General features: G+C 73.7%; 15 protein-coding genes and 2 pseudogenes. 6 read left to right on the top strand and 11 right to left on the bottom strand.

Going from position 1 to position 20,289, the window contains the following annotated elements; all coding sequences use genetic code 11:
- Position 1 precedes the first annotated feature (1 nt).
- The 4 genes from OG408_RS04285 to OG408_RS04270 all read right to left on the bottom strand — a co-directional run bounded on the left by OG408_RS04285 (position 2) and on the right by OG408_RS04270 (position 4,088).
- The gene (locus OG408_RS04285) at positions 2-481 is read right to left on the bottom strand and encodes an SRPBCC family protein (protein ID WP_266775573.1); all 480 of its coding nucleotides are present in this window, start codon (positions 479-481) and stop codon (positions 2-4) included.
- Positions 482-597: 116 nt separating this feature from the next.
- Complete coding sequence (locus OG408_RS04280; protein ID WP_326668299.1) at positions 598-2,607, bottom strand: hypothetical protein; 2,010 nt, start codon at positions 2,605-2,607, stop codon at positions 598-600.
- 121 nt (positions 2,608-2,728) lie between these two features.
- A complete protein-coding gene (locus OG408_RS04275) occupies positions 2,729-3,181 on the bottom strand; it encodes an SRPBCC family protein (protein WP_266775569.1) in 453 nt (150 codons plus the stop codon).
- A 64-nt stretch (positions 3,182-3,245) separates the two neighbouring features.
- Positions 3,246-4,088 (bottom strand): DeoR/GlpR family DNA-binding transcription regulator, encoded by an 843-nt coding sequence (locus tag OG408_RS04270; RefSeq protein WP_266775567.1) that lies wholly within the window; start codon positions 4,086-4,088, stop codon positions 3,246-3,248.
- A gap of 281 nt (positions 4,089-4,369) precedes the next feature.
- On the opposite strand from OG408_RS04270, the pseudogene OG408_RS04265 reads away from it, so the two are divergent.
- A pseudogene (locus OG408_RS04265) lies at positions 4,370-6,639 on the top strand (hypothetical protein); the annotation flags it as partial.
- Here the strand turns inward: OG408_RS04265 and OG408_RS04260 are convergent.
- The 4 genes and pseudogenes from OG408_RS04260 to OG408_RS04245 all read right to left on the bottom strand — a co-directional run bounded on the left by OG408_RS04260 (position 6,612) and on the right by OG408_RS04245 (position 10,868).
- Positions 6,612-9,047, bottom strand: coding sequence for a right-handed parallel beta-helix repeat-containing protein (locus OG408_RS04260; protein ID WP_266775565.1), 2,436 nt, complete (start codon positions 9,045-9,047; stop codon positions 6,612-6,614). The pseudogene OG408_RS04265 and the gene OG408_RS04260 sit on opposite strands and share 28 nt — an antisense overlap.
- A 151-nt stretch (positions 9,048-9,198) precedes the next feature.
- Entirely contained in the window at positions 9,199-9,804 is a 606-nt protein-coding gene (locus OG408_RS04255) for an Rv1733c family protein (RefSeq protein WP_266775563.1), read from the bottom strand.
- Positions 9,805-10,085: 281 nt separating this feature from the next.
- A pseudogene (locus tag OG408_RS04250) lies at positions 10,086-10,325 on the bottom strand (MOSC N-terminal beta barrel domain-containing protein); the annotation flags it as partial.
- Positions 10,326-10,388: 63 nt separating this feature from the next.
- Positions 10,389-10,868: a DUF6643 family protein gene (locus OG408_RS04245; protein WP_326668294.1), complete on the bottom strand. Its 480-nt coding sequence runs from the start codon at positions 10,866-10,868 to the stop codon at positions 10,389-10,391.
- A gap of 256 nt (positions 10,869-11,124) precedes the next feature.
- Here OG408_RS04245 and OG408_RS04240 point away from each other — a divergent pair, with 256 nt between their 5' ends.
- On the top strand, positions 11,125-12,477 hold the full coding sequence (locus tag OG408_RS04240; protein ID WP_326668292.1) for a TerD family protein: 1,353 nt from the start codon (positions 11,125-11,127) through the stop codon (positions 12,475-12,477).
- Positions 12,478-12,493: 16 nt separating this feature from the next.
- On the opposite strand, the gene OG408_RS04235 is transcribed toward OG408_RS04240, so the two are convergent.
- Positions 12,494-13,666: a glycosyltransferase gene (locus tag OG408_RS04235; protein ID WP_266775555.1), complete on the bottom strand. Its 1,173-nt coding sequence runs from the start codon at positions 13,664-13,666 to the stop codon at positions 12,494-12,496.
- A gap of 58 nt (positions 13,667-13,724) precedes the next feature.
- On the opposite strand from OG408_RS04235, the gene OG408_RS04230 reads away from it, so the two are divergent.
- Both OG408_RS04230 and OG408_RS04225 read left to right on the top strand, forming a co-directional pair.
- Positions 13,725-14,510 (top strand): glutamate racemase, encoded by a 786-nt coding sequence (locus OG408_RS04230; RefSeq protein WP_266775553.1) that lies wholly within the window; start codon positions 13,725-13,727, stop codon positions 14,508-14,510.
- A gap of 69 nt (positions 14,511-14,579) precedes the next feature.
- On the top strand, positions 14,580-15,149 hold the full coding sequence (locus OG408_RS04225) for a hypothetical protein (protein WP_266775551.1): 570 nt from the start codon (positions 14,580-14,582) through the stop codon (positions 15,147-15,149).
- Positions 15,150-15,188: 39 nt separating this feature from the next.
- Here the strand turns inward: OG408_RS04225 and OG408_RS04220 are convergent, their stop codons facing one another.
- A complete protein-coding gene (locus tag OG408_RS04220) occupies positions 15,189-16,274 on the bottom strand; it encodes an O-antigen ligase family protein (RefSeq protein WP_326668288.1) in 1,086 nt (361 codons plus the stop codon).
- Between the two features lie 194 nt (positions 16,275-16,468).
- Here OG408_RS04220 and lnt point away from each other — a divergent pair, with 194 nt between their 5' ends.
- On the top strand, positions 16,469-18,064 hold the full coding sequence (gene lnt / locus OG408_RS04215) for an apolipoprotein N-acyltransferase (RefSeq protein WP_266775547.1): 1,596 nt from the start codon (positions 16,469-16,471) through the stop codon (positions 18,062-18,064).
- A 30-nt stretch (positions 18,065-18,094) separates the two neighbouring features.
- Entirely contained in the window at positions 18,095-18,577 is a 483-nt protein-coding gene (locus tag OG408_RS04210) for an NUDIX hydrolase (protein ID WP_266775545.1), read from the top strand.
- Positions 18,578-18,637: 60 nt separating this feature from the next.
- Here OG408_RS04210 and OG408_RS04205 read toward each other — a convergent pair whose 3' ends face one another.
- Positions 18,638-20,023 (bottom strand): MFS transporter, encoded by a 1,386-nt coding sequence (locus OG408_RS04205; RefSeq protein ID WP_326668285.1) that lies wholly within the window; start codon positions 20,021-20,023, stop codon positions 18,638-18,640.
- Positions 20,024-20,289: the final 266 nt, after the last annotated feature.

Raw genomic sequence — 20,289 nt, 5'->3', positions numbered from 1 at the left:
GTCAGGCGGCGGCGGCCGAGAGGCGCCGGTCCAGATTGCGCACCGCGTCCCGGAACGACCTGCCCACCGCCGACCGGGCCCGCCGCAGCGTGAACCGGAACAGCGGCGAGCCGTCGGCGGCGAAGGTCCACTGCACCCGGGTGCCGGTGCCCGCCGGGGTCAGCCGCCACTCCTCCAACAGGGCCTGCAGGCCGGGCGCGTTGGACTGGTCGATCCGGTACGCGTACCGCTCACCGGGATCGGTCGCCACGATCGTCTCCCGGAACGCGATCCCGCCCCGCAGCCGCACCTCGCGACCCGCCCCGCCGTCGAGCGGCAGCGCCGCCGTCACCTGCGTGAACCAGCGGGGCCAGCCCTCGACGTCGTCGGCCAGCGCCCGGTACACGGCATCGGGCGGTGCGGACACCTCGGCGGCGAAGACCAGCCTCACCGGAGCGGACTCGACGAAGTCGAGGCTCACGGAGCGGAGTCGGCGTGCCATGGAACGCACCTCCCGTGCGATCGGCGGGGGACGGGGCCGCGCACACCATAACCGGCAGACCGTCAGAAGTCGCCAGGTGCAACGGAACCGGATCGGCCCGCGGTACGCGGACGGGGTCAGCGCACCGCGGTGAGCGAGCCGCCCTCCTTCAGCCGGGCCGTCAGTTCCACCGGCGCGTCCCGCGGCGCCCGCACCGCGAGCGTCGTGCCGGCCGCCTTCTCGCGCACGGCCCCGGTTGCCTCGATCCCGCTCACCGCACGGCTTCCCGCGGCCAGTACGTACCACTGGCCGGACGGCGCCCTCCAGTGCGTGCCCGCCAGGACGTGCTGGCCGAACCGGCTGCACCGGGCCGTGTCGCGCTCGTCCGCCACCACCGTCCCCCGCCCGGTGGGCGAGGCGCTGGGGGCCAGGAACTGCACCAGCACGCGTCCGGGGCCCTGCCAGGTGTCGGCGCGGGTGCAGAGCCACTCGGCGGGCGTGCCGGACTCGGGCAGCCGCTGTTCGGCGAAGTTCCAGTTGTTGACCGCGCGGACACCGGTGCCCCGCAGCGCCGTCAGCGAACAGGCGGTGCGGGCCCAGGCCAGCAGGGCGGGTGTGCTCGTCGCCTCCCTGGGCTGTCGTGCCGCGGCGCCGGCGGCCGGACCGGGGGTGAAGGTGAGATGGACCGGGGCGAGGTCGCCCAGGTCGGTGAGGAGGAACGCGTGGTTCTCCACGATGCGTTCGGATGAGCGCAGCTGGAGCGCCGGCCAGGAGTCGCAGCTGCCGCCCGGCGACGGGCGCGGCACGGCCGCCGTGACCCCGTCCGCGTTCACCTCCAGCGTGCGCGCCGGGCTGTCCGGCGCCAGCAGGTCGCGCGTCGTGGTCCGCGAGATCCACGGAGCCATCAGGAAGCGGGCCCGGCCCCCGCTGCGGCTGACGACCAGGGCGGCCCCCGTCGTCACGTCCGCGCCGTCCGTCCGCGCGAAGTCCAGTGCGGGCGTCCCGGTCCCGGTCAGCGGCTCCGCGTAACGCACCACCCGCACGCCGCGGTCGTGGAACATCACCACGGCGGCGCCGTCCACCTCACCCGCGTACAACAACTGCGGTGGCTGCGCGGGCGGGACCGCGAGCGTCCCGGGCGTGGCCGAGACGGCGACGCTCTGCGGGGTACGTCCCCAGGCGCGCAGCGCCCGGCTCAGCAGGGCCCGGTCCCCGGCCCGGTTCCCGCGGGCCGGCCAGGCGGTGAAGTCGATGCGGGAGGTGTCCGCCCACTCCTCGGCCGCGGTGCTGAGCAGCGTGGCCGGATCGAGTGCGGGAGCCGGCACGCTCCGCGTGCCGCCGACGGCGGGTGCCGGGACCGGCGCACCGTCCTCCGCCACCGAGACCAGGACGCCGGCCACCACGCAGAGCGCCGCGGCGGCCGCCACCGCCCGCATCCGGTGCCTGCGCCGCAGCAGATCGCTCGGACGCGTCTGCAGCACACACGGGTCGAACTCCTCCGAGCGCAGCAGCGCTTCGGTGCCCGCCCGGTCGGCGTCACCCAGCCGAGCGGCGGCCCGTACCGCGTCCGCAGCGTCCGGCGCGCCCGCCCGGGCGAGCAGGGCCTGCGTGTCCCGGGCGTCCAGCTCCTCCAGCAGCCGCAGCGCGAAAGCGGCCCGCACCGCCCCGGGGACCGCCGACAGCGCCTGGTCCAGGGCCAGTTCCGCCGCGCCGCCGGCCCGCGGGAAGAGCCGCAGGCCCCAGACGGCCGGGAGCGAGGGCCGCAGCGCCGCGGGCGCCGGGAGCCGGTCCGGCCACCAGCGCGGCCGGCGCTCGTGCCCGAGCGCGGCGCGCAGCACCCGCAGCCGCATCCAGGCGTACGCCGAGCCGGAGCCGTCCGGGGCAGGCCGGTGCGCGGCACCACGGGTCTGGGCCGGGACCCGCGACAGGGCCGGGGCCTCGGGCGCCGCACGCACGCCGGGCAGCGCGCGCTGCACCGCCGCGTGCGCGGCGAGCACCCGGCGGTGCCGGCCGAGGGACGGCGGCAGCACCAGATAGGCGAGCCGGACGAGACGGGGGTAGTGCTCCATGAGCGCGGACTCGGCCTGCTGCACGCCGGGGCGCTCGCTGCTGCCGGTGGACCGCTGCCGCGGAGGGTGGATCGGCATGATTCGGTGCCTTCTGAGCCGTAGGCGAAAACCGTCACACCGTAAAACGACTCGATCGTGTGACGGTCACATCACCTGCTCATGACGCCTGCGGCGGACCGTGCCGGGGCGGCACCCGCCGTCAGGCGTACGGCTGCGCGGGCCTGTCGAGCATGGAGTCGAGCACCCGGCCGAACACCCGCCGTCCCGCGCCGGCGATCAGCGGATCGCCCCACCGGGGCAGCAGCCGCACAGCGAGCTCCTCCACCCACACCACATGGGAGCCGGCATGGGTGGGATACACGTCGATCGAGGCACGGCCCCGCACCACCCCGCCGCGCTTCTCCAGCCGGCACATCCCCGCCCGGCTGCCCGCCGGAGGCGACCAGCGCACCACTTCCATCGGATCGTCGAACGCCAGCGGGCCGATCCCGGTACGCGCCACGAACACCGTCCCGACCCGGGTCGGCAGGCCGGTGGGCACCGTGATCGTCGTCAGCGGGACCTGCGCGGCGTGCCGTTCCCAGTCCGTCACCCGGCGCCAGGACTCGGCGGCGGGCAGAGGGGTGAAGCGTTCGATCCGGAAGACGGCCACAGCTCGATCCTAGGACGTCATGGCCACGGCGCGAGCGGAGTGGAACCCGGGCCGGGGCGGCCGCTCAGTCCTGTGCGGGCTCACCGCTCGCGGTCCGGCCCGCCACGACGAGGCCCGGCAGATGCTCCTCGATCTCCTCGCGGGCGCCCTCCGACAGACCCGCGTCGGTGACGAACGTGTGCACCTGGTCCAGCGCGGCGAACGAACTCAGGCCCACCGTGCCCCACTTGGTGTGGTCGGCGACGACCACCACCCGCCGTGCCGACTGGACGAAACGGCGGTTGGTCTCGGCCTCCGCGAGATTCGGCGTGGACAGCCCGCCCTCCACCGAGATCCCGTGCACCCCGAGGAAGAGCACATCGAAGTGGAGCGAGGCGATCGCCCGGTCGGCGACCGGGCCCACCAGCGAGTCGGACGGGGTCCGCACCCCGCCGGTGAGCACCACGGTCGCGGCGCCGGGCCGCGCGCCCGGCGAACCGGGACGCTGCGCGGCATGGAACACGTCGGCGACCCGCACCGAATTGGTCACCACCGTCAAGTCCGGTACGTCCAGCAGCTGCTGGGCCAGGGCGTAGGTGGTGGTGCCGCCGGAGAGCGCGATGGCGCTGCCGGGCACGGCCATCGCCGAGGCCGCCCGGGCGATGTCCTCCTTGGCGGTCAGCTCCAGCGCCGACTTCGCCTCGAAACCGGGCTCGTGGGTACTCGCCTCGACCACCGGCACGGCGCCGCCGTGCACCTTCTCGATGACGCCCTGGCGGGCCAGCGCGTCCAGGTCCCGGCGCACCGTCATGTCGGAGACGTTCAGCTTCCGGGTCAGCTCGTTGACCCGGACCCCGCCGCGCCTGCGCACCTCGTCGAGGATCAGCGCACGCCGCTGCTCCGCGAGCAGATTCTGATTCTCGCTCAACGCGGGTCCGGTCCTTCCCTCTGGCCGTGCGGCGGTCCATGTCGACGGCTCATCCTGCCACGCGGTGTCGCACACCGCCGCACTGGGGAGATTCGGTGAGAGCGGTGCGGACGCCCGGACGCATCCACCACTCTGGTGACCGGGCGTCAGCCGCGTCGTCCCAGGGCTTCCACCTTTGAGAGCGAGTCACCCCCGTGCCACCTGCCACCCAGGCCCCGCAGAGCGAAGGACCCGCACTGGAACTGCTGGTCCACGGCGTGGGCGGAGCCACTCCCCAGGAGATGCTCACCGATCCGCGCACGGTCCGCGTCACCGGGGACGCCACTGCCGCCATATACCGCCGCCCCGGCGACATCGACGCGGAGGCACACCCCGAGCGGTACCGGGACCGGCCCATCGCCGAGGCGTACTGCTGGTCCAACCTCACCTCCGGCAACGGCTCCCGCGCGCTGTGGCTCCTGCTGCTCCCGTTCATGGTGATCAACCTCGCCCACTGGATGCGTCCGGCCGCCACCCGCCGCCCCCGGACGGTCCGGCTGTACGGCGCGATCGTCAGGCTCCTCGCCCTGAGCCTCACCGTGCTGCTGACCGCCGCCGCCTGCGAGGTCGCGCTCGATCTGACCGCCTGGCAGTGCGCGGGCGTACCGGACTGTTCCGACCAGCGGTCGTGGCTGGGCTTCCTGTCCTCCGCGCAGGGCGGCTGGTGGTCCCAGCCCGGGCGCAGGCTCGCACTCGCCGCGCTGGTGCCGACCGCCCTGGTGGGACTCCTCTGGTACCTCTCCAACCGGACCTGGAGCACCTACGAGTCGGCGCGCCCGCTCAGCGGCTCCGGCCCCGAGGAGGGCGCACCGCCGGCCGCAGCCCCCGTGGTGCGGCCCGCGCTCGGACGGCCCGGATTCTGGTACGGACGACGGCTCGTCGCGCGCCTGCGCGCCGCCCACACCGCCGCCGGGTTCCTGACCGTCACCGCATCCGTCACGGGCGCCACCGCCCGTCGGGACCGTGCCGTCGCCGGGCCGGTGCCCGAGGTGTTCGGGCGGCTGATCGAGGTGGCCCTCGTGATGGGGATGCTCGTCGTCCTGTGGGTGGTGTGCCGGCGCGGCCGCAGCGAACGGCGCCTCGACAACCGCCTCGACCGCGCCGTCGTCACCTACCTGCCCGTCACCGCCCTCGCCCTGCTCGTCCTCGCCTCACTGCACGCCGGCTGGTCCCGGCCCGGCTGGACCTCCGCCGGAACCCTCCCCGGTGACATGACCTTCCGCGTCGTCACGCTCGCCCAGGGCGCCCTCGTCGTCGTCCTCGCCGTCGTGTCGCTGAGCCTCTACCGGCGCAGCCCCGAGCCGCGCACCGTGATGCGCGGACTCGGCGGCCCCGCCGTCGCGATGCTCGCCTGCGCGCTCGGCGGCGTCATGACCGGCGGCGTGGCCCAGCGCGTCGCCGACTGGCTCGACGGTCCCGGCAGCCCCGGCATGGGCCGCAGCGCCGTCATAGAGGGACCGCCGGTGCTCCTCAGCTGGCAGGCCTCCGTCATCCCCGTCCTGCTGGTGCTGCTCCTGGTCCCCGGCCTCGTGCTGGGCGTACGGACCTACCGTGCGGCCCGCCGGCTGGAACCGCTGATCGACTCGGAGTACGGACAGGAGCGGCCCGACGACGTGCGGACCCGGCAGATCGCCAGGATCCGGGCCACGGCCGCGCTGACCGACTCCGCACCCGGCATGCTCGGCCTGGTGTCCGGTGCCACGCTGCTGCTCGGTGCGGGGGCGGTCGGCGGGGCGTGGGCGAGCGGCCAGGTCCCCGGGCTCGCCATGGACGGCAGCAGCCCCTTCATCGAATCGGTGGCCGAGGCCGCGCAGTCCACCGGCTCCTGGCTGATCGGCTTCGGCTTCCTGCTGTTCGTCGCCTGCGGGCGGCGCGCCTACCGCGACGCCTCGGCCCGGCGCACCATCGGCATCCTCTGGGACGTCGGTACGTTCTGGCCGCGCGCCGCGCACCCCTTCGCACCGCCCTGCTACGCCGAGCGGGCCGTGCCCGACCTGGCCTCGCGGATGTCCGGATGGACCGCGCGCACCCGCGGCAGGCTCGTCATCTCCGGCCACTCCCAGGGCAGCGTGCTTGCCGCGTCGGCGGTCTGGCAGCTGCCCGCCGAGACCCGTGGCCGGGTCGCCCTGCTCACCTACGGATCGCCCATCGAGCGGCTCTACGGGCGCTGGTTCCCGGCCTACTTCGGCCCCGCCCAGCTCCACGGGCTGCACCGGTCGGTGCACTGCTGGCGCAACCTGTGGCGGGCCACCGATCCGATCGGCGGCGCGGTGCGGCTCGGCGAGGAGTCCGGACCCGAGGTGGACCGGGGCCCGCTGAAGGACCCGCTGGTCTACGGACGCACTCCCGAACACCCGCTGCCCGAGCCGGTGCTGGGACACTCCGACTACCAGGCCGACCCCGTCTTCGCCCAGGAGCGGGCCGCACTCCTGGAACGGCTGGCTCCCGTCCTGCCCCAGCAGGCGGACGGGTCCGGCCGAGGCGTCAGGGGAGTTCCGGAAGGTCTTCCGGATACAGCAGAGTGAGGTCGTCCGTGCTCGTCTCGGCGAGCTGGGCGACCCGGCCGGCATGCCGCTCGACCATCGACTCGAAGGTCTGGCGGGCGGTACGGCCGTTGCCGAAGGCCGGCCCCTTGGGCAGCTCCGTGAAGTACTTCAGCAGCGCGTCCCCGGTGCCGGACGCCAGGCTGTACTCCTGCTCCTCGGTCTGCTGCTCGACGATCCTCAGCAGCTCCTCCGGGTCGTAGTCGCTGAAGGTGATGGTCCGTGAGAACCGGGACGCCACGCCGGGGTTGACGGTGAGGAAGCGCTCCATCTCGTGGGTGTACCCGGCGACGATGACGACGACCGCCTCCCGGTGGTCCTCCATCAGCTTCACCAGCGTGTCGATGGCCTCCCGGCCGAAGTCCCGGCCGGAGTCCTCGGGGGACAGGGCGTACGCCTCGTCGACGAACAGCACCCCGCCGCGCGCCCGGTCGAAGGCCTCCTGGGTGCGGATGGCCGTCGAGCCGATGTGCTCCCCGACCAGGTCGACCCGGGACACCTCGACGAGATGGCCCCGGTCCAGCACCCCGAGGGAGGCCAGGATCTCGCCGTACAGGCGGGCGACCGTGGTCTTGCCGGTGCCGGGGGAGCCGGTGAAGACCAGATGCCGGCGGACCGACGCGGCCTTCAGCCCCGCCTGCTGACGCCGCCGCCCCACCTCGATCATGTCCGTGAGGGCGCGCACCTCGCGCTTCACGCTGTCGAGGCCGACCAGCGCGTCCAGTTCACCCAGCACCGCGCCGGAGGTGCGCGCCGGCTCGGCCGGCTCCTCCGTCACCGCGACGGGCTCCACCGCTCGCGGTGCGGGCACCGCGCCCAGCAGCCCGGGGGCCGACTGCGTGGCCGTCAGCACGGCGGGCGGCGGGGGAGTGGCGGTCCGCAGACCGCTCTCGTCGCTCGTGCAGTCCTCCACCACGGGCCCCGTCCCCGAACCGTCCCCGTGGGCCCCGCCCTCCGCGAACTCGTACCCGCCACGGGCACACCGTTCGGTACGGCAGCGCGTCAGCGTCGTACGGCAGCCGTCCATCACATGGAAGCCGTAGCCCTCGCTCCCGGTCACCCGGCAGCTGTGGAAGGTGCCGCGCCCCTCGGCCGACACGTAGAAACCGGCCTCGGCGGGGGAGGTGACGGTGCAGCGCTCGATGGTGGGATCCGCACCCTTGGTGACGATCACGCCGGTCTGTGCCGCGTCGATCGTGCAGTTGTTCAGCGTGCCGCCACTGCCGTGATCGCGGAACCAGGCGCCGGTGGACGCCTCCCGGATCCGGCAGTCGTCGAGCTGGGCCGTCGCCCCGTCGCTGACCGACACCGCGGTGTTGCGGACCTGGGACAGATCGCTGTCGACGACGTCGGCGCGTGAGCCCCGGTCGAGCACGAAGAGGGCGTCCGGCACGTCGTGGACCCGGCAGGAATCCAGTATCACGGTGGCACCGTCGCTGACCCAGACCGCCGGGTAGTCGCCCGTACTGTCGTGGATCTCGCACTGGTTCGCGTCGACCCGGGTGCCCGGGTCCCAGACCGAGAGCCCGTTGCGGCCGAACCGCCGCACCGTCGAACGGGTCAGGGTGAGGACCGAGCGCGAGCGCAGGTCCACCGCGTTCTCGGGGATGTCGTGGATGTCGCAGTCGGCCAGCGTGAGCACCGCGTCGGTGTCGAGGGTGACCCCGTCCGCGGAGGTGCGGTGCACCGTGCAGTCGGTGAGATGGGCCGAGGCCCGGGCGGACACCTGTATCCCGCTGCCCTTGATCTCGTACACCTCGCAGCCGACGGCCTCCAGACCGCTGCCCTCACCCGTCACGGAGAGTCCCGCGCCCGAGGAGTGGTGGATGCGGCAGCGCTCCAGCCGGGGGTGCGCTCCGTCGCGCACCGACACTCCGGACTGGCCGGCCGAGACGACCTCGCACTCCTCGAACACCCCGCCCGCACCGTCGAGTACGGCGATGCCGACCCCGGCCGGGTTGTCGACGGTGCAGCGGCGCACGGTAGGCCGGGCCGCGCCGCGCACCTCGATGCCGGCGGCCGAGCGCGTCACGATCCGCAGGTCCGAGAGGTCCGGTGCGCCCTCCTCGACCAGCAGGGCCGGCGCGGCGGAGTCCTGACCCTCCACATGCAGGTCCTGGACGACGGCGGAGGCGCGCAGGGTCAGCGGCACGCCGTCCACGGGCGCGATCCGTACGGAGCCGACGGTGCCCTCGGGCCCGCGCAGGGTCACCGCGCGGGCGATGACCAGGTTCTCCCGGTAGGTGCCCGGTGCGACGGTGAGGACATCACCGTCCGCCGCCGCTTCCAGAGCCGCGGTGAGGGAGGCGTACTCGCCTGTGCGGCGCCGCCACCGCGATGTGCCGGTGTGCGTCACCTGGACCGTGCCCTGTGCCATGGCGCTGTTGTGCCCCCACCTCGTGCGTGTGTGATGCCCGTGTCACCGGCCTCGCGGCAGCGACCACCCGGGATCCCCTCGAAGGAGTGACGGGCTGGCCGGTCCACCGTAGCGCGCGCGGAGGGCGGGAGTTGACCCGATGAGCAGGTCGTCAGCTGCCCGTGCCCGTCCTGCCCCAGTCCGGACCGGCCTTGGCCCAGGCCCGGTCGAGCCGTTCGTACCGCCGTTGCACCATGCGCCATACGACCAGACGGCGACCGCCCTCGATCAGGACCACGGCCAGCAGGGCCGCACCGAAACCTGCCAGCGCGGCGTGCGTGTGCGCCGTCGGCGCGTCCATCGGGCGCAGCGCGGGATTGCCCGACCGGTCGGTCCAGATCCGCACCCGCGCGCCGACCGCTGTGTCGTGCGAGGTGGTTGTCACCGTGGCGCTGCGCGCCGTGCCGTCCGGGGCGTGCCAGCGGGCCACCACCGGGGTCTGCGCCATCCGGTCCGTGGCGACCTCGGGGTCGGACACGTAGTGCCGGGGCGAGACCTGGCGGACCACGACGGCGGTGGTGAGCTGCCGGCCCGCGTGCTGGGCGCGCACGGACTGCTGCAGTGTGTCGTCGGTACGCGCTCCGCAGTACCAGCCGAGGGCCGGTGCGGCCAGCACCAGCAGAAGAAACGCGACCAGAGCCACCCACGCCTCGCGCCTGTCCGTGGCGCGGCGCAGGGGGTTGTGCCGCCAACGCCAGACTCCCGTGAGCGCTCGCACAGTCCTGCACCCCCTTCCGTATCCGTCTTAACCCGATACGGCGCGGTCCGCGCGCTGAAGAGACGAAGAGAGAGCAACCTCACCCGGCCAACGCACCACGCCTCCCCGAGAGTTCCCGCTCTCGGGGAGGTTTTTCGGCCGAGGATGCTGACCGGGTCCCCGGCCCGGATGACGCCCGCCGTGCCAGGGATCAGATGCGGACTCCGGCCGAAGCGCAGCTCCCGGCCCGGCCCGCGGTGCGGCAGCGCGTTGACCGTCCCCCGTGGCTCCGGGACCTCCACGGTCAGTGCCGCGCTCCCCGGCGCGGCCGGCGTGATGCCGCCACCCGGCGAGGGGGTGGCGGAGATCAGCGCCGTACGGGGCTGCTGACGTCGCGTGACGACCTTGCCCGCGGTGCCGGCCGGCATCCAGCGGCGGTCGCCGTCGAGTCCCCATGGCTCGACGACGGCCTCACCGACGGCCTGTGCGGCCGGCGACCCGACCGGATGGATGTGGACCGCACGCAGTTCGGCGGAGAGCATGCACCCATGGCCTGCCACCACCCGGCGGCCCGCGGGTCGGCCGCGCCGCGGGCGCGGTGCTCCCTAGTAGCCCCGGCCCTGGTACGGACGGTTGTACGGGTCCTCGTACGGGGACTGCGCGGGGGCGGGGCGCGGCGACGCGGGACGCATCGACTCGTAGCCGGTGCCCGGCGCGGGCCGCTGCTGCTGATGCTGCTGCGGGGGCGACTGGTACCCGCCGCGGGCCGCGGTCGGCTGCTGCGGGATGTACGGCGCCGGGGCGTGCTGCAGCTGCGCCGGCTGCATCGGCGCGTAGCCCTGCTGCGCCATCGGCTGCTGGTAGCCGTAGGACGGCCCGGACTGGGACGGCGCCGCGGGGAGGGCCGGCAGGGCCGACGGGAGCGCCGGCAGATAGCTGTTGCCGGTGTCATAGGCGGCAGGCACTCGGATCGGTGCGATCTGAGGCGTGCCCCGCTCCGCGACCAGGGAGTCGTAGATCGGAGTGTCGGGGAACGACGGTGCGGCGTAGTAGCCGCCGCCGTAGGTGGAGCGGGGGGAGGTCATGGCACCTAAGTTAAGCCCACGATGTGCTGATTGGGGAGCCCGATAAGAGGGTTGTTTTACGTGTTGTGAGTGAACGGCGATCCCCAATGCGAGCGAACTTGGGAAAAAAGGGCGCCCGGAAGCGTAGCGATCGTGTAAAAGGCGAGATCACGAGGGGTTACCCACGGGTCCGCGGACCCGTCCCGGCACCACTGTGGGCCTCGTGGCGCGAGGGGCATTAGGTTGACCGGGATAAGTCTCGGCAGCAGGACTCGCGATGGGGGCGAGCATGACCATGCTTAAAGGAACCAATGTTCCGGTGACGGCTCAGGCCGTGCGCGTCGAATTGGGGTGGCGCACCGCCCCCGGGACACCGGACGTGGACGCCTCGGCGCTCCTTCTCCTCGGCTCGGGAAAGGTCCGCAGCGACGCCGACTTCGTCTTTTACAACCAGCCGGCCCACGCCTCCGGAGCGGTGCGCCACGAGGGCAAGCGGACCGCCGGGGGCGCGGCCACCGACACGCTCGCCGTCGACCTGGCCCGGGTGGAACCCGCCATCGACCGGGTGGTCCTCGCGGCCTCCTCGGACGGCGGTTCGTTCGGCCGGGTGACCGGGCTCTACGTACGGGTCGCGGACGCGGCGACGGGGGCGGAGCTGGCCCGCTTCGACAGCACCGACGCCACCGTCGAGACGGCGTTCATCCTCGGGGAGCTCTACCGGCGCCAGGGCGCCTGGAAGTTCCGGGCGGTCGGCCAGGGCTACGGCACCGGACTCGAAGGCCTCGCCACGGACTTCGGGATCTCCGTCGACGAACCGCAGCAGCCGCAGCAGGCCCCTCAGCCCCAAGCACCTCCGCAGCCCCAACCGCCCCACCCCGCAACGCGGGTGGCCGCCACCCCGCCTCCTCCGCAGTACCCCCAGCCGACGCTCGCCGCCCCGATGGCACCGCCGGCCCCTCCCGCACCCCCGGCGCCGCCCGCACCCCAGCCGGTCCGCCTCACCAAGGTGACGCTGACGAAGGAGGCCCCGTCCGTCTCGCTCGCGAAACAGGGCGGCACCTCGGGCGCCATGCGTGTCAATCTCAACTGGGAAGTGCGCAAGCAGTTCAAGGGGTGGGGCAGCAAACTCGGCCGGGCCGTCGCGCACCACGCGGATCTCGATCTTGATCTCTGCGCGCTGTACGAACTCACCGACGGCCGCAAGGGCGTGGTGCAGGCGCTCGGAAACGCCTTCGGCGCTCTTCACCAGCCGCCCTATATCCAGCTCGACGGCGACGACCGCACGGGCGCCGTCGCCTCCGGCGAGAACCTGACGATCAACCTCGACCAGAAGGCCAGGATCCGCCGGGTCCTGATCTTCGTCACCATCTACGAGGGCGCCCGGAGTTTCGCCGATCTGCACGCCACCGTCACCCTCCAGCCACAGCACGGCGCGGCGATCGACTTCTCGCTCGACGAATGCACCGTCCCCTCGACGGTCTGCGCGCTCGCCCTCATCACCACCAACGGGAACGACCTCACCGTGCAGCGCGAGGCCCGCTATCTCGTACCGCAGCGCGGAGTGAGCCCGCAGCGCACCATCGACCAGGCCTACGGCTGGGGCATGAACTGGACGCCCGGCCGCAAGTAGCGGGCCGAGGCGCCGGTCACTGATCCGGTGCGGCCTCGGGACGGGCGTACGTACGCCCCTTCCAGGCCGCACCGCGGCCCCGGTAGTGCTGCACCGCGGAGTCGACCGTCATCAGCAGGTACAGCAGCGCGGTGAACGGCAGCAGCGGGGCGAGCCACAGCGACTGCCGGTAGTACCCGAGCATCGGCATGTACGTCCCGGCCATCACGGCCCACGCCGCGCCACCGGCCCAGGCGGCCGCCGGATCGCCGCCCAGCAGCCCCGCCACGAGCGTCACGGGCGGGGCCAGGTACACGATCGCGAGCCCGAGCACCGTGCCGGCCAGCACCAGCGGACTGTGCCGCAGCTGGGCGTACGCGCTCCGCGAGACCATGCGCCACAGGTCCGCCAGGCGCGGATAGGGCCGCACGCTGTCCACCCGCTCCGCGAGCCCCAGCCAGATCCGCCCCCCGCTGTTCCGCACCGCCCGGGCCAGGGACACGTCGTCGATCACGGCCTGCCGGATCGACTCCGGTACCCGGGCCCGCACGGCCGCCTCGGTCCGCAGCAGTACGCAGCCGCCCGCCGCGGCCGCCGTCCGCGCCCCCGCCCGGTTCACCCACCGGAACGGATAGAGCTGCGAGAAGAAGTAGACGAAGGCCGGCACGACCAGGCGTTCCCAGACGCTCTCCACCCGCAGCCGCGCCATCTGCGAGACCAGGTCGAAGCCGCCCGACCCGGCGGCGGCCACCAGCTCCCGCAGACTGTCCGGCTCGTGCGCGATGTCGGCGTCCGTCAGCAGCAGGTACTCCGGATCCCGGGACCGGGCCAGCGCGATGCCGTGCCGCACGGCCCAGAGCTTGCCCGTCCAGCCGGGCTCGGGCTCCCCGGGCGAGACCACCGTGACCGGCAGCCCGCCGTACCGTACGGACAGCTCACGGGCGAGATCACCGGTGCCGTCCTTGCTGCAGTCGTCGACCAGGAAGATCTCGGCGGCCCCCGGATAGTCCTGCGCGAGCAGCGACGGCAGGCTCACCGGCAGCATGTCCGCCTCGTCACGCGCGGGCACGACCACCGCGACCGAGGGCCAGTGCGCCGGTTCCGCCCGGCGTGGCAGCCGCTGGTCGGTCCGCCAGAAGAACCCCTGCCCCAGCAGCAGCCACACCCACACGACCAGCGAACCCACGGCGATCCAGGCAACGGCGCTCATTCGCCGAAGTCTGCCCCACTGAGCCGGGACCGCAAGGGTGGTCGACTATGGTGACCGGGTGAAGATCGCGCTCATGGACTCCGGAATCGGCCTGCTCGCCGCCGCCGCCGCAGTACGCCGGCTGAGGCCGGACGCCGATCTGGTGCTCTCCTCGGACCCCGGCAGCATGCCCTGGGGGCCCCGGACGCCCGAGGACGTCACGGCGCGCGCCCTCGCGGTCGCCCGGGCGGCCGCCGCCCACCGGCCCGACGCGCTGATCGTCGCCTGCAACACGGCATCGGTCCACGCGCTGGCGGCACTGCGGGCCGAGCTGGAGCCGGCGCTGCCCGTCATCGGCACCGTCCCCGCGATCAAGCCCGCCGCCGCGGCGGGTGGCCCGGTCGCGATCTGGGCCACCCCGGCCACCACGGGCAGCCCGTACCAGCGCGGGCTCATCCGTGACTTCTCCGGGACCGCGGCCGTCACCGAGGTGCCGTGCCCCGGACTGGCCGACGCCGTGCAGTACGCGGACGAGGCCGGGATCGAGAAGGCCCTGGCCGCAGCCGCGGCGCTCACCCCGCCCGACGTCCGCGCCGTCGTCCTGGGCTGCACCCACTACGAGCTCGTCGCCGAGCGCATCCGCGACGCCGTGCGGCAGCCCGGCCGGCCGGGCGTGGACCTGTACGGCTCGGCCGACGCCGTGGCCGCCCAGGCCCTGCGCCGGATCGGGGCCGAACCCGCCCCGTCGGCCGAACCCGCCGCAGGCATCGCCGTGCTCCTCGGCGGACACGCCGGCGAACTGCCGGATGTCGCCCTGGCCTACCCGGAAGGGCGCCTGCTCGCCGTCGTCGGCTCCGCCCGCTGACCCTCCGGCGGCCCGACAGGAGCCTTCGGGCCCGTCCCCGCGCGCGGATTCTTCAGTACGCTGCTTGGCATGAGGGACCACTCCCGAGAACCGACGCGCACCGGTGCCGACACCCACGCCGCCACCGCGGTCTGGACCGGCCGGGCCAGCAACCGGACCCAGTGGGTGCTCGCGGCCGCAGGCGCCGCCTGCCTGGCGCTCGGCATCCAGCTCGCCGTCAGCTCCACCTGGACCTCCGGCATCGCCCCGCTGCTCATGTCGGTGATCGGCTGTGTGGCGGCCGGACTGCTCATGCTGTTCGGGACCCTCGCCTTCGTGAACGTGGCGGTCCGCGTCGACGGCGACGCCCTCGAAGTGCGCTGCGGCCACATGGGGCTGCCGCGCCGCAGGATCCTGCTCACCCATGTGGTGGGCGCGGATTTCGCCCCGCGGGTCACCCCGCGCCAGTGGGGCGGCTGGGGCTACCGCTGGCGTCCCGAGCAGGGCACGGCCGTGGTCGTGCGCCGGGGCGAGGGCCTGGTGCTCAGGCTGGGCGACGGACGGACCTTCACGGTCACGGTGGACGACGCCGAGGCGGGTGTCCGGTTCATCCGCGACCGCCTGCACCTGCCGTCCACGGGAGCACCGGCGGGCGCCTGACCGCCGCAGGTACCTCTGCGTGCGGTGCGGCTCCGCGTCTCACCGGCCCGCGCGGTCGCGAGGCAGCCGCCGCGCACCGATCCCGTCCCCGGGAGTGTCCGGAGAGCCCTCCGCCCCGATCGGCCGCCGCGCCGATGCCAGTCCTGCGAGCAGCCCCGCCCCCGCCGTCACCGGTGTGAAGCTCAGCGCGTTGCCGACGCTCGCCAGGGCCGCCAGAGCCGTGAGCGCGGCGCCGGCGGTCAGGGCGACCGCGGTGCTGCGGGGCGAGCGCCACAGGACGTACAGGAGCCAGCCGAACGCGGCCGCCAGCAGCACCACCCCCACCACACCCTGCTCGGCCGCCTGCTGCAGCGCGGCCGAGTGCGGCTTGCCGTCGGAGCCGAGGGTCTGCTGCGCGGTGGGGCTCAGCTCGGCGAAGCGGTCGGGGCCGATGCCGAGCAACGGGTGTTCACCGGCCAGCCGAGCCGCGTCCTGCCACAGCCGCACCCGGTAGCCGGTGAGCCGGCCCTCCAGGGAGGCGGTGAGCCCGTCGGGCAGTACGTCCTCGGCCACCGCCCACGAGAGTCCGGCCATCAGGGCCGCGGCCAGGGCCAGCCCGGCGAGACCGAGCAGCCGCCGGCGCGTCCTGACCGCGGCCAGGGAGCACAGCAGCACGCCGAGCGCCGCCGCGAACCCGGCGACCGAGCCGAGCCAGAGCGAGGCGCAGGCCGTGCCGAGGGCCAGCAGCCGCAGGGTGAGCCGCAGTGACTCCCCGCGGGCCGCGGCCGCCGCGCAGCAGGCGGCCCCGGCCGCCAGGACCAGCAGCGCCGCGGCCGCACCGGTGTGTCCGGGGGCGGTGTCCATGGTGGCCGTCGCGCCGGGCATGCCGTGGCGCCAGACGAACGCCATGACGAGCGAGGCCAGGGCGGCCACGGCCGCGGTGGCGACCGGCAGGAGCGTTCCGCAGATGCGTCCGCAGGCGAATCCCGCGGCGACGGCGAGCAGGGCGAGCAGCACGCCCTCGGGCCGGGTCTCGCGGCCGGCCGCGCTGATCAGCGACCAGATCGCACACGCGGTGAGAATCAGGGCCCCGGCGGCGTCGGACGCGTTCGCGTCCTCGGGCCCGCGCTCTGCTCGTGCAGTCATCACGTCCGTCCCCCGGCCTGTGACCGTCCCGATCGCGAAGGCCGGATCCGGCCGGTCGGCGGGGGACTGGCGCACAGGTTAACGGTCACAGCGGTCATATGGGCGCGAGATGCGAAGAAACGATCCGGCGGCAGGGATTCCGTCAGCACGACGGGGCTGCCGGAGAACTGGCCCGTCACCGTAGACTCCGCCGGGTGAGCACCACCATCGCCCAGGTCGGCGACCCGCAGAAGCCCGTCCCCGCCCCCCGAGCAGGGCGCCTGCTGCCGCGTCTCGCGCGGCCCGCCGCCGCCGTGCTCTCCGGGGTGCTGCTGTACGCGAGTTTCCCGCCCCGGCCGCTGTGGTGGCTGGTTCTGCCCGGTTTCGCGCTGCTCGGCTGGGTGCTGTTCGAGCGCAGGTTCCGCGCCGCGTTCGGCCTCGGCCTGCTCGCCGGGCTCGGCTTCATGCTGCCGCTGCTGCACTGGACCGGCGAGGAGGTCGGACCGGTGCCGTGGCTGGCGCTGGCCGCCGCCGAGGCGCTGTTCATCGCCGTGGGCTGCATCGGCATCTCCGCGGTCTCCCGGCTCGCCTGCGGGCCGCTCTGGGCAGCCGCGGTCTGGACGCTCGACGAGGCGCTCCGCGCCCGGGTGCCGTTCGGCGGCTTCCCCTGGGGCAAGATCGCCTTCGGGCAGGCGGACAGCGTGTTCCTGCCGCTCGCGGCACTGGGCGGTACGCCCCTGCTCTCGTTCGCCGTGGTGCTGTGCGGCTTCGGCCTCTTCGAGGCGGTCCGCCGCTTCCGCATCCACCGCGCCACCGGTGAACTGCCCCGGGGCGCCGTCGTCGCGGTGGCCGCGACCGTCCTCGTACCCGTGGCCGCGGCCCTCGCGTCGCTGCCGCTGGTGGACGACTCGGCCGAGGACGGCACCGCCACCGTCGCCGCGGTGCAGGGCAACGTGCCGCGGCTCGGACTCGACTTCAACTCGCAGCGCCGCGCCGTCCTGGACAACCACGCCAACCGCACCGAGCAGCTCGCCCGGGACGTGAAGGCGGGCAAGGTCCCCCAGCCCGACTTCGTCCTGTGGCCCGAGAACTCCTCCGACCTCGACCCCTACCGCAACGCCGACGCGCGGATCGTCATCGACGACGCGGTGAAGGCGATCGGGGTGCCGACCGTCGTCGGCGCGGTCGTCGAACCCGACACCGGGAACCTCCGCAACACCCTCATCCAGTGGGACCCGGACAAGGGCCCCGTGGCCACGTACGACAAGCGGCACATCCAGCCGTTCGGCGAGTACATGCCGATGCGGTCCTTCGTCCGCATCTTCAGCTCGGACGTGGACCGGGTGCAGCGCGACTTCGGCCCCGGCAAGAAGGTCGGCGTCTTCGACCTGGCGGGCACCGACGTCGGGCTCGTCACCTGCTACGAGGCCGCGTTCGACGACGCCGTGCGCGACACCGTCGAGCACGGCGCCCAGATGATCGCAGTCCCCAGCAACAACGCCACCTTCGGCCGCAGCGAGATGACCTACCAGCAGCTCGCCATGTCCCGGGTGCGCGCGGTCGAGCACAGCCGGTCCGTGGTCGTCCCCGTCACCAGCGGGGTCAGCGCGGTCATCCGCCCGGACGGCACCATCGTCCAGAAGACGAAGATGTTCACGCCGGACGCCCTGGTGGACGAGGTGCCCCTGCGCTCCTCGCTGACCCCCGCGACCCGGATGGGCCCGCTTCCCGAGGGGCTGCTGTCGCTGCTCGCGGTGATCGGCCTCGGCTGGGTGGCCACGCGGGCGGTACGCGCCCGACGCGCCCGCTGACCCGGCCCGGGCGCCACGTAGGGTCGTCCCATGGCCACTCCTGACTTCATCCGCGAGATCCGCGCCACCGCGGGTCACCAGTTGCTCCTGCTGCCGGGCGTCACCGCCATCGTCTTCGACGACGAGGGAAGAGTGCTGCTCGGACGGCGTTCCGACACCGGCGAGTGGTCGGTCATCGGCGGCATCTCCGAGCCGGGCGAGCAGCCCGCGGCGACGGCGGAGCGCGAGGTGTACGAGGAGACGGCCGTGCACTGCGTGGCGGAGCGGGTGGTCCTCACCCAGGCCCTGCCGGCCATGCAGTACGAGAACGGCGACCGCTGCCAGTACCTGGACGTCACCTTCCGCTGCCGGGCCACCGGCGGCACGGCCCGGGTGAACGACGACGAGTCGCTTGAGGTGGGCTGGTTCCACGTGGACGCGCTGCCGCCGCTGGAGGAGTTCGCGCTCTTCCGGATCAAGCAGTCGATGTCCGACGCCCCCACCTGGTTCGAGGCCACCGCACCGCAGGCCTGACGGGAAGGGGCCGGGTGGTCCGTGCACGCACGCACCACCCGGCCCCCGGCCCGTTCCGGATCAGACGCTGCGCACGGCGTCCGGGGCGGGCTCCGCGGGCGCGTCCTTCCCGGCACCCGGCTCGACGTCCGCCAGATCGCGGTGCCGGGTCTCCTTGGCGCACAGGACCGCCAGCACGGTGATGATCGCCGCCGCGATCACGTACAGCGCGATCGGCGTCGAGCTGTCGTAGTCCGCGAGCAGCGCGGTGGCGATGAGCGGGGCCGGGGCGCCGGCCGCGACGGACGAGAACTGGGCACCCATCGAGGCACCCGAGTACCGCATCCGGGTCGCGAACAGCTCCGAGAAGAACGCCGCCTGCGGCGCGTACATCGCGCCGTGGAAGAACAGCCCGACCGTGACGGCGAGCAGCAGGTTCCCGAAGCCGCGGGTGTCGATCAGCGCGAAGAACGGGAACATCCAGAGCCCCACCCCGACGGCGCCGACCAGATAGACGGGCCTGCGCCCGACCCGGTCGGACAGCGCGCCCCACAGCGGGATCACGGCGAAGTGGACGGCCGACGCGATGAGCACGGCGTTGAGCGCCGTCTGCTTGCTCAGATCGGCTGCGGTCATCGCGTAGACGAGGACGAACGCCGTGATGACGTAGTAGCTGATGTTCTCCGCCATCCGGGCGCCCATGGCGATCAGCACATCGCGCCAGTGGTGCCGGAGCACGGCCACGACCGGCATCTTCTCCGCAGCCCCGGAGGCGGTCCTGCGCTCCTCGGCACGGGCCAGCGCGGCCTTGAACAAAGGCGATTCATCGACAGACAGACGAATCCACAGACCGACCATGACCAGAACGCCCGAGAGCAGGAAGGGGATACGCCAGCCCCAGGCCTCGAAGGCCGAGTCCGACATGAGCGCGGTGAGCGCGGACAGCACCCCGGTGGCGAGCAGCTGCCCGGCCGGTGCGCCGGTCTGCGGCCACGAGGCCCAGAACCCGCGCCGCTTCGCGTCCCCGTGCTCCGACACGAGCAGCACGGCCCCGCCCCACTCACCGCCGAGGGCGAAGCCCTGCACCAGCCGCAACACGGTGAGCAGCACGGGAGCGGCGACCCCCACGGTCGCGTGCGTCGGCAGCAGCCCGATCGCGAACGTGGCCCCGCCCATCATCAGCAGGCTGAGCACCAGCAGCTTCTTGCGCCCGAGCCGGTCGCCGTAGTGCCCGAAGACCAGCGCGCCGATCGGCCGCGCGGCGAAGCCGACGGCGTACGTGAGGAAGGACAGGAGAGTGCCGACGAGCGGTTCGGACTCGGGGAAGAACAGCTTGTTGAAGACCAGGGCGGCCGCTGATCCGTACAGGAAGAAGTCGTACCACTCGATGGTCGTGCCGATGAGGCTGGCGGCGACGATGCGCTTGAGGCTGGCGGGGGGTGGGGGAGCGGATGCTGGGGCGGCCATGGATACCACTTCCGGACGGTGGGCGGGGACGGTTCGTGTCGCCACACCGTAGGAAGGGCCAGGTCAGGGGCGTATGTGGCGGGACACCACAGTTCCCGGGCCGGGTGTGCGTGGGGCCACCATGACCGGCACGCCGAACCCGCCCGAGCCGCCCCGAATGCCGAACCCGAGCCCCGCCAACCGCCGCTTCACTGCCAACGCCCCGGACCCCCCGGCCGGAACGTCCGCATCCTCGCCGTACACCCGTGTCAACAACGCCCCCGACC

It is taken from the genome of Streptomyces sp. NBC_01257 (genome assembly GCF_035917255.1).
In the GTDB taxonomy this organism is placed as follows: domain Bacteria; phylum Actinomycetota; class Actinomycetes; order Streptomycetales; family Streptomycetaceae; genus Streptomyces.
The sequence above is the reverse complement of the archived record's forward strand: the minus strand, read 5'-3'. Positions and strand labels throughout refer to the sequence as shown.

Excerpts from the sequence above, each read along its gene's own strand:
- OG408_RS04285 (WP_266775573.1), bottom strand. The coding sequence starts at position 481 with ATGGCACGCCGACTCCGCTCCGTGAGCCTCGACTTCGTCGAGTCCGCT.
- OG408_RS04280 (WP_326668299.1), bottom strand. The coding sequence starts at position 2,607 with ATGCCGATCCACCCTCCGCGGCAGCGGTCCACCGGCAGCAGCGAGCGC.
- OG408_RS04260 (WP_266775565.1), bottom strand. The coding sequence starts at position 9,047 with ATGGCACAGGGCACGGTCCAGGTGACGCACACCGGCACATCGCGGTGG.
- OG408_RS04245 (WP_326668294.1), bottom strand. The coding sequence starts at position 10,868 with ATGACCTCCCCCCGCTCCACCTACGGCGGCGGCTACTACGCCGCACCG.
- OG408_RS04240 (WP_326668292.1), top strand. The coding sequence starts at position 11,125 with ATGGGGGCGAGCATGACCATGCTTAAAGGAACCAATGTTCCGGTGACG.
- OG408_RS04235 (WP_266775555.1), bottom strand. The coding sequence starts at position 13,666 with ATGAGCGCCGTTGCCTGGATCGCCGTGGGTTCGCTGGTCGTGTGGGTG.
- OG408_RS04225 (WP_266775551.1), top strand. The coding sequence starts at position 14,580 with ATGAGGGACCACTCCCGAGAACCGACGCGCACCGGTGCCGACACCCAC.
- OG408_RS04220 (WP_326668288.1), bottom strand. The coding sequence starts at position 16,274 with ATGACTGCACGAGCAGAGCGCGGGCCCGAGGACGCGAACGCGTCCGAC.
- OG408_RS04210 (WP_266775545.1), top strand. The coding sequence starts at position 18,095 with ATGGCCACTCCTGACTTCATCCGCGAGATCCGCGCCACCGCGGGTCAC.
- OG408_RS04205 (WP_326668285.1), bottom strand. The coding sequence starts at position 20,023 with ATGGCCGCCCCAGCATCCGCTCCCCCACCCCCCGCCAGCCTCAAGCGC.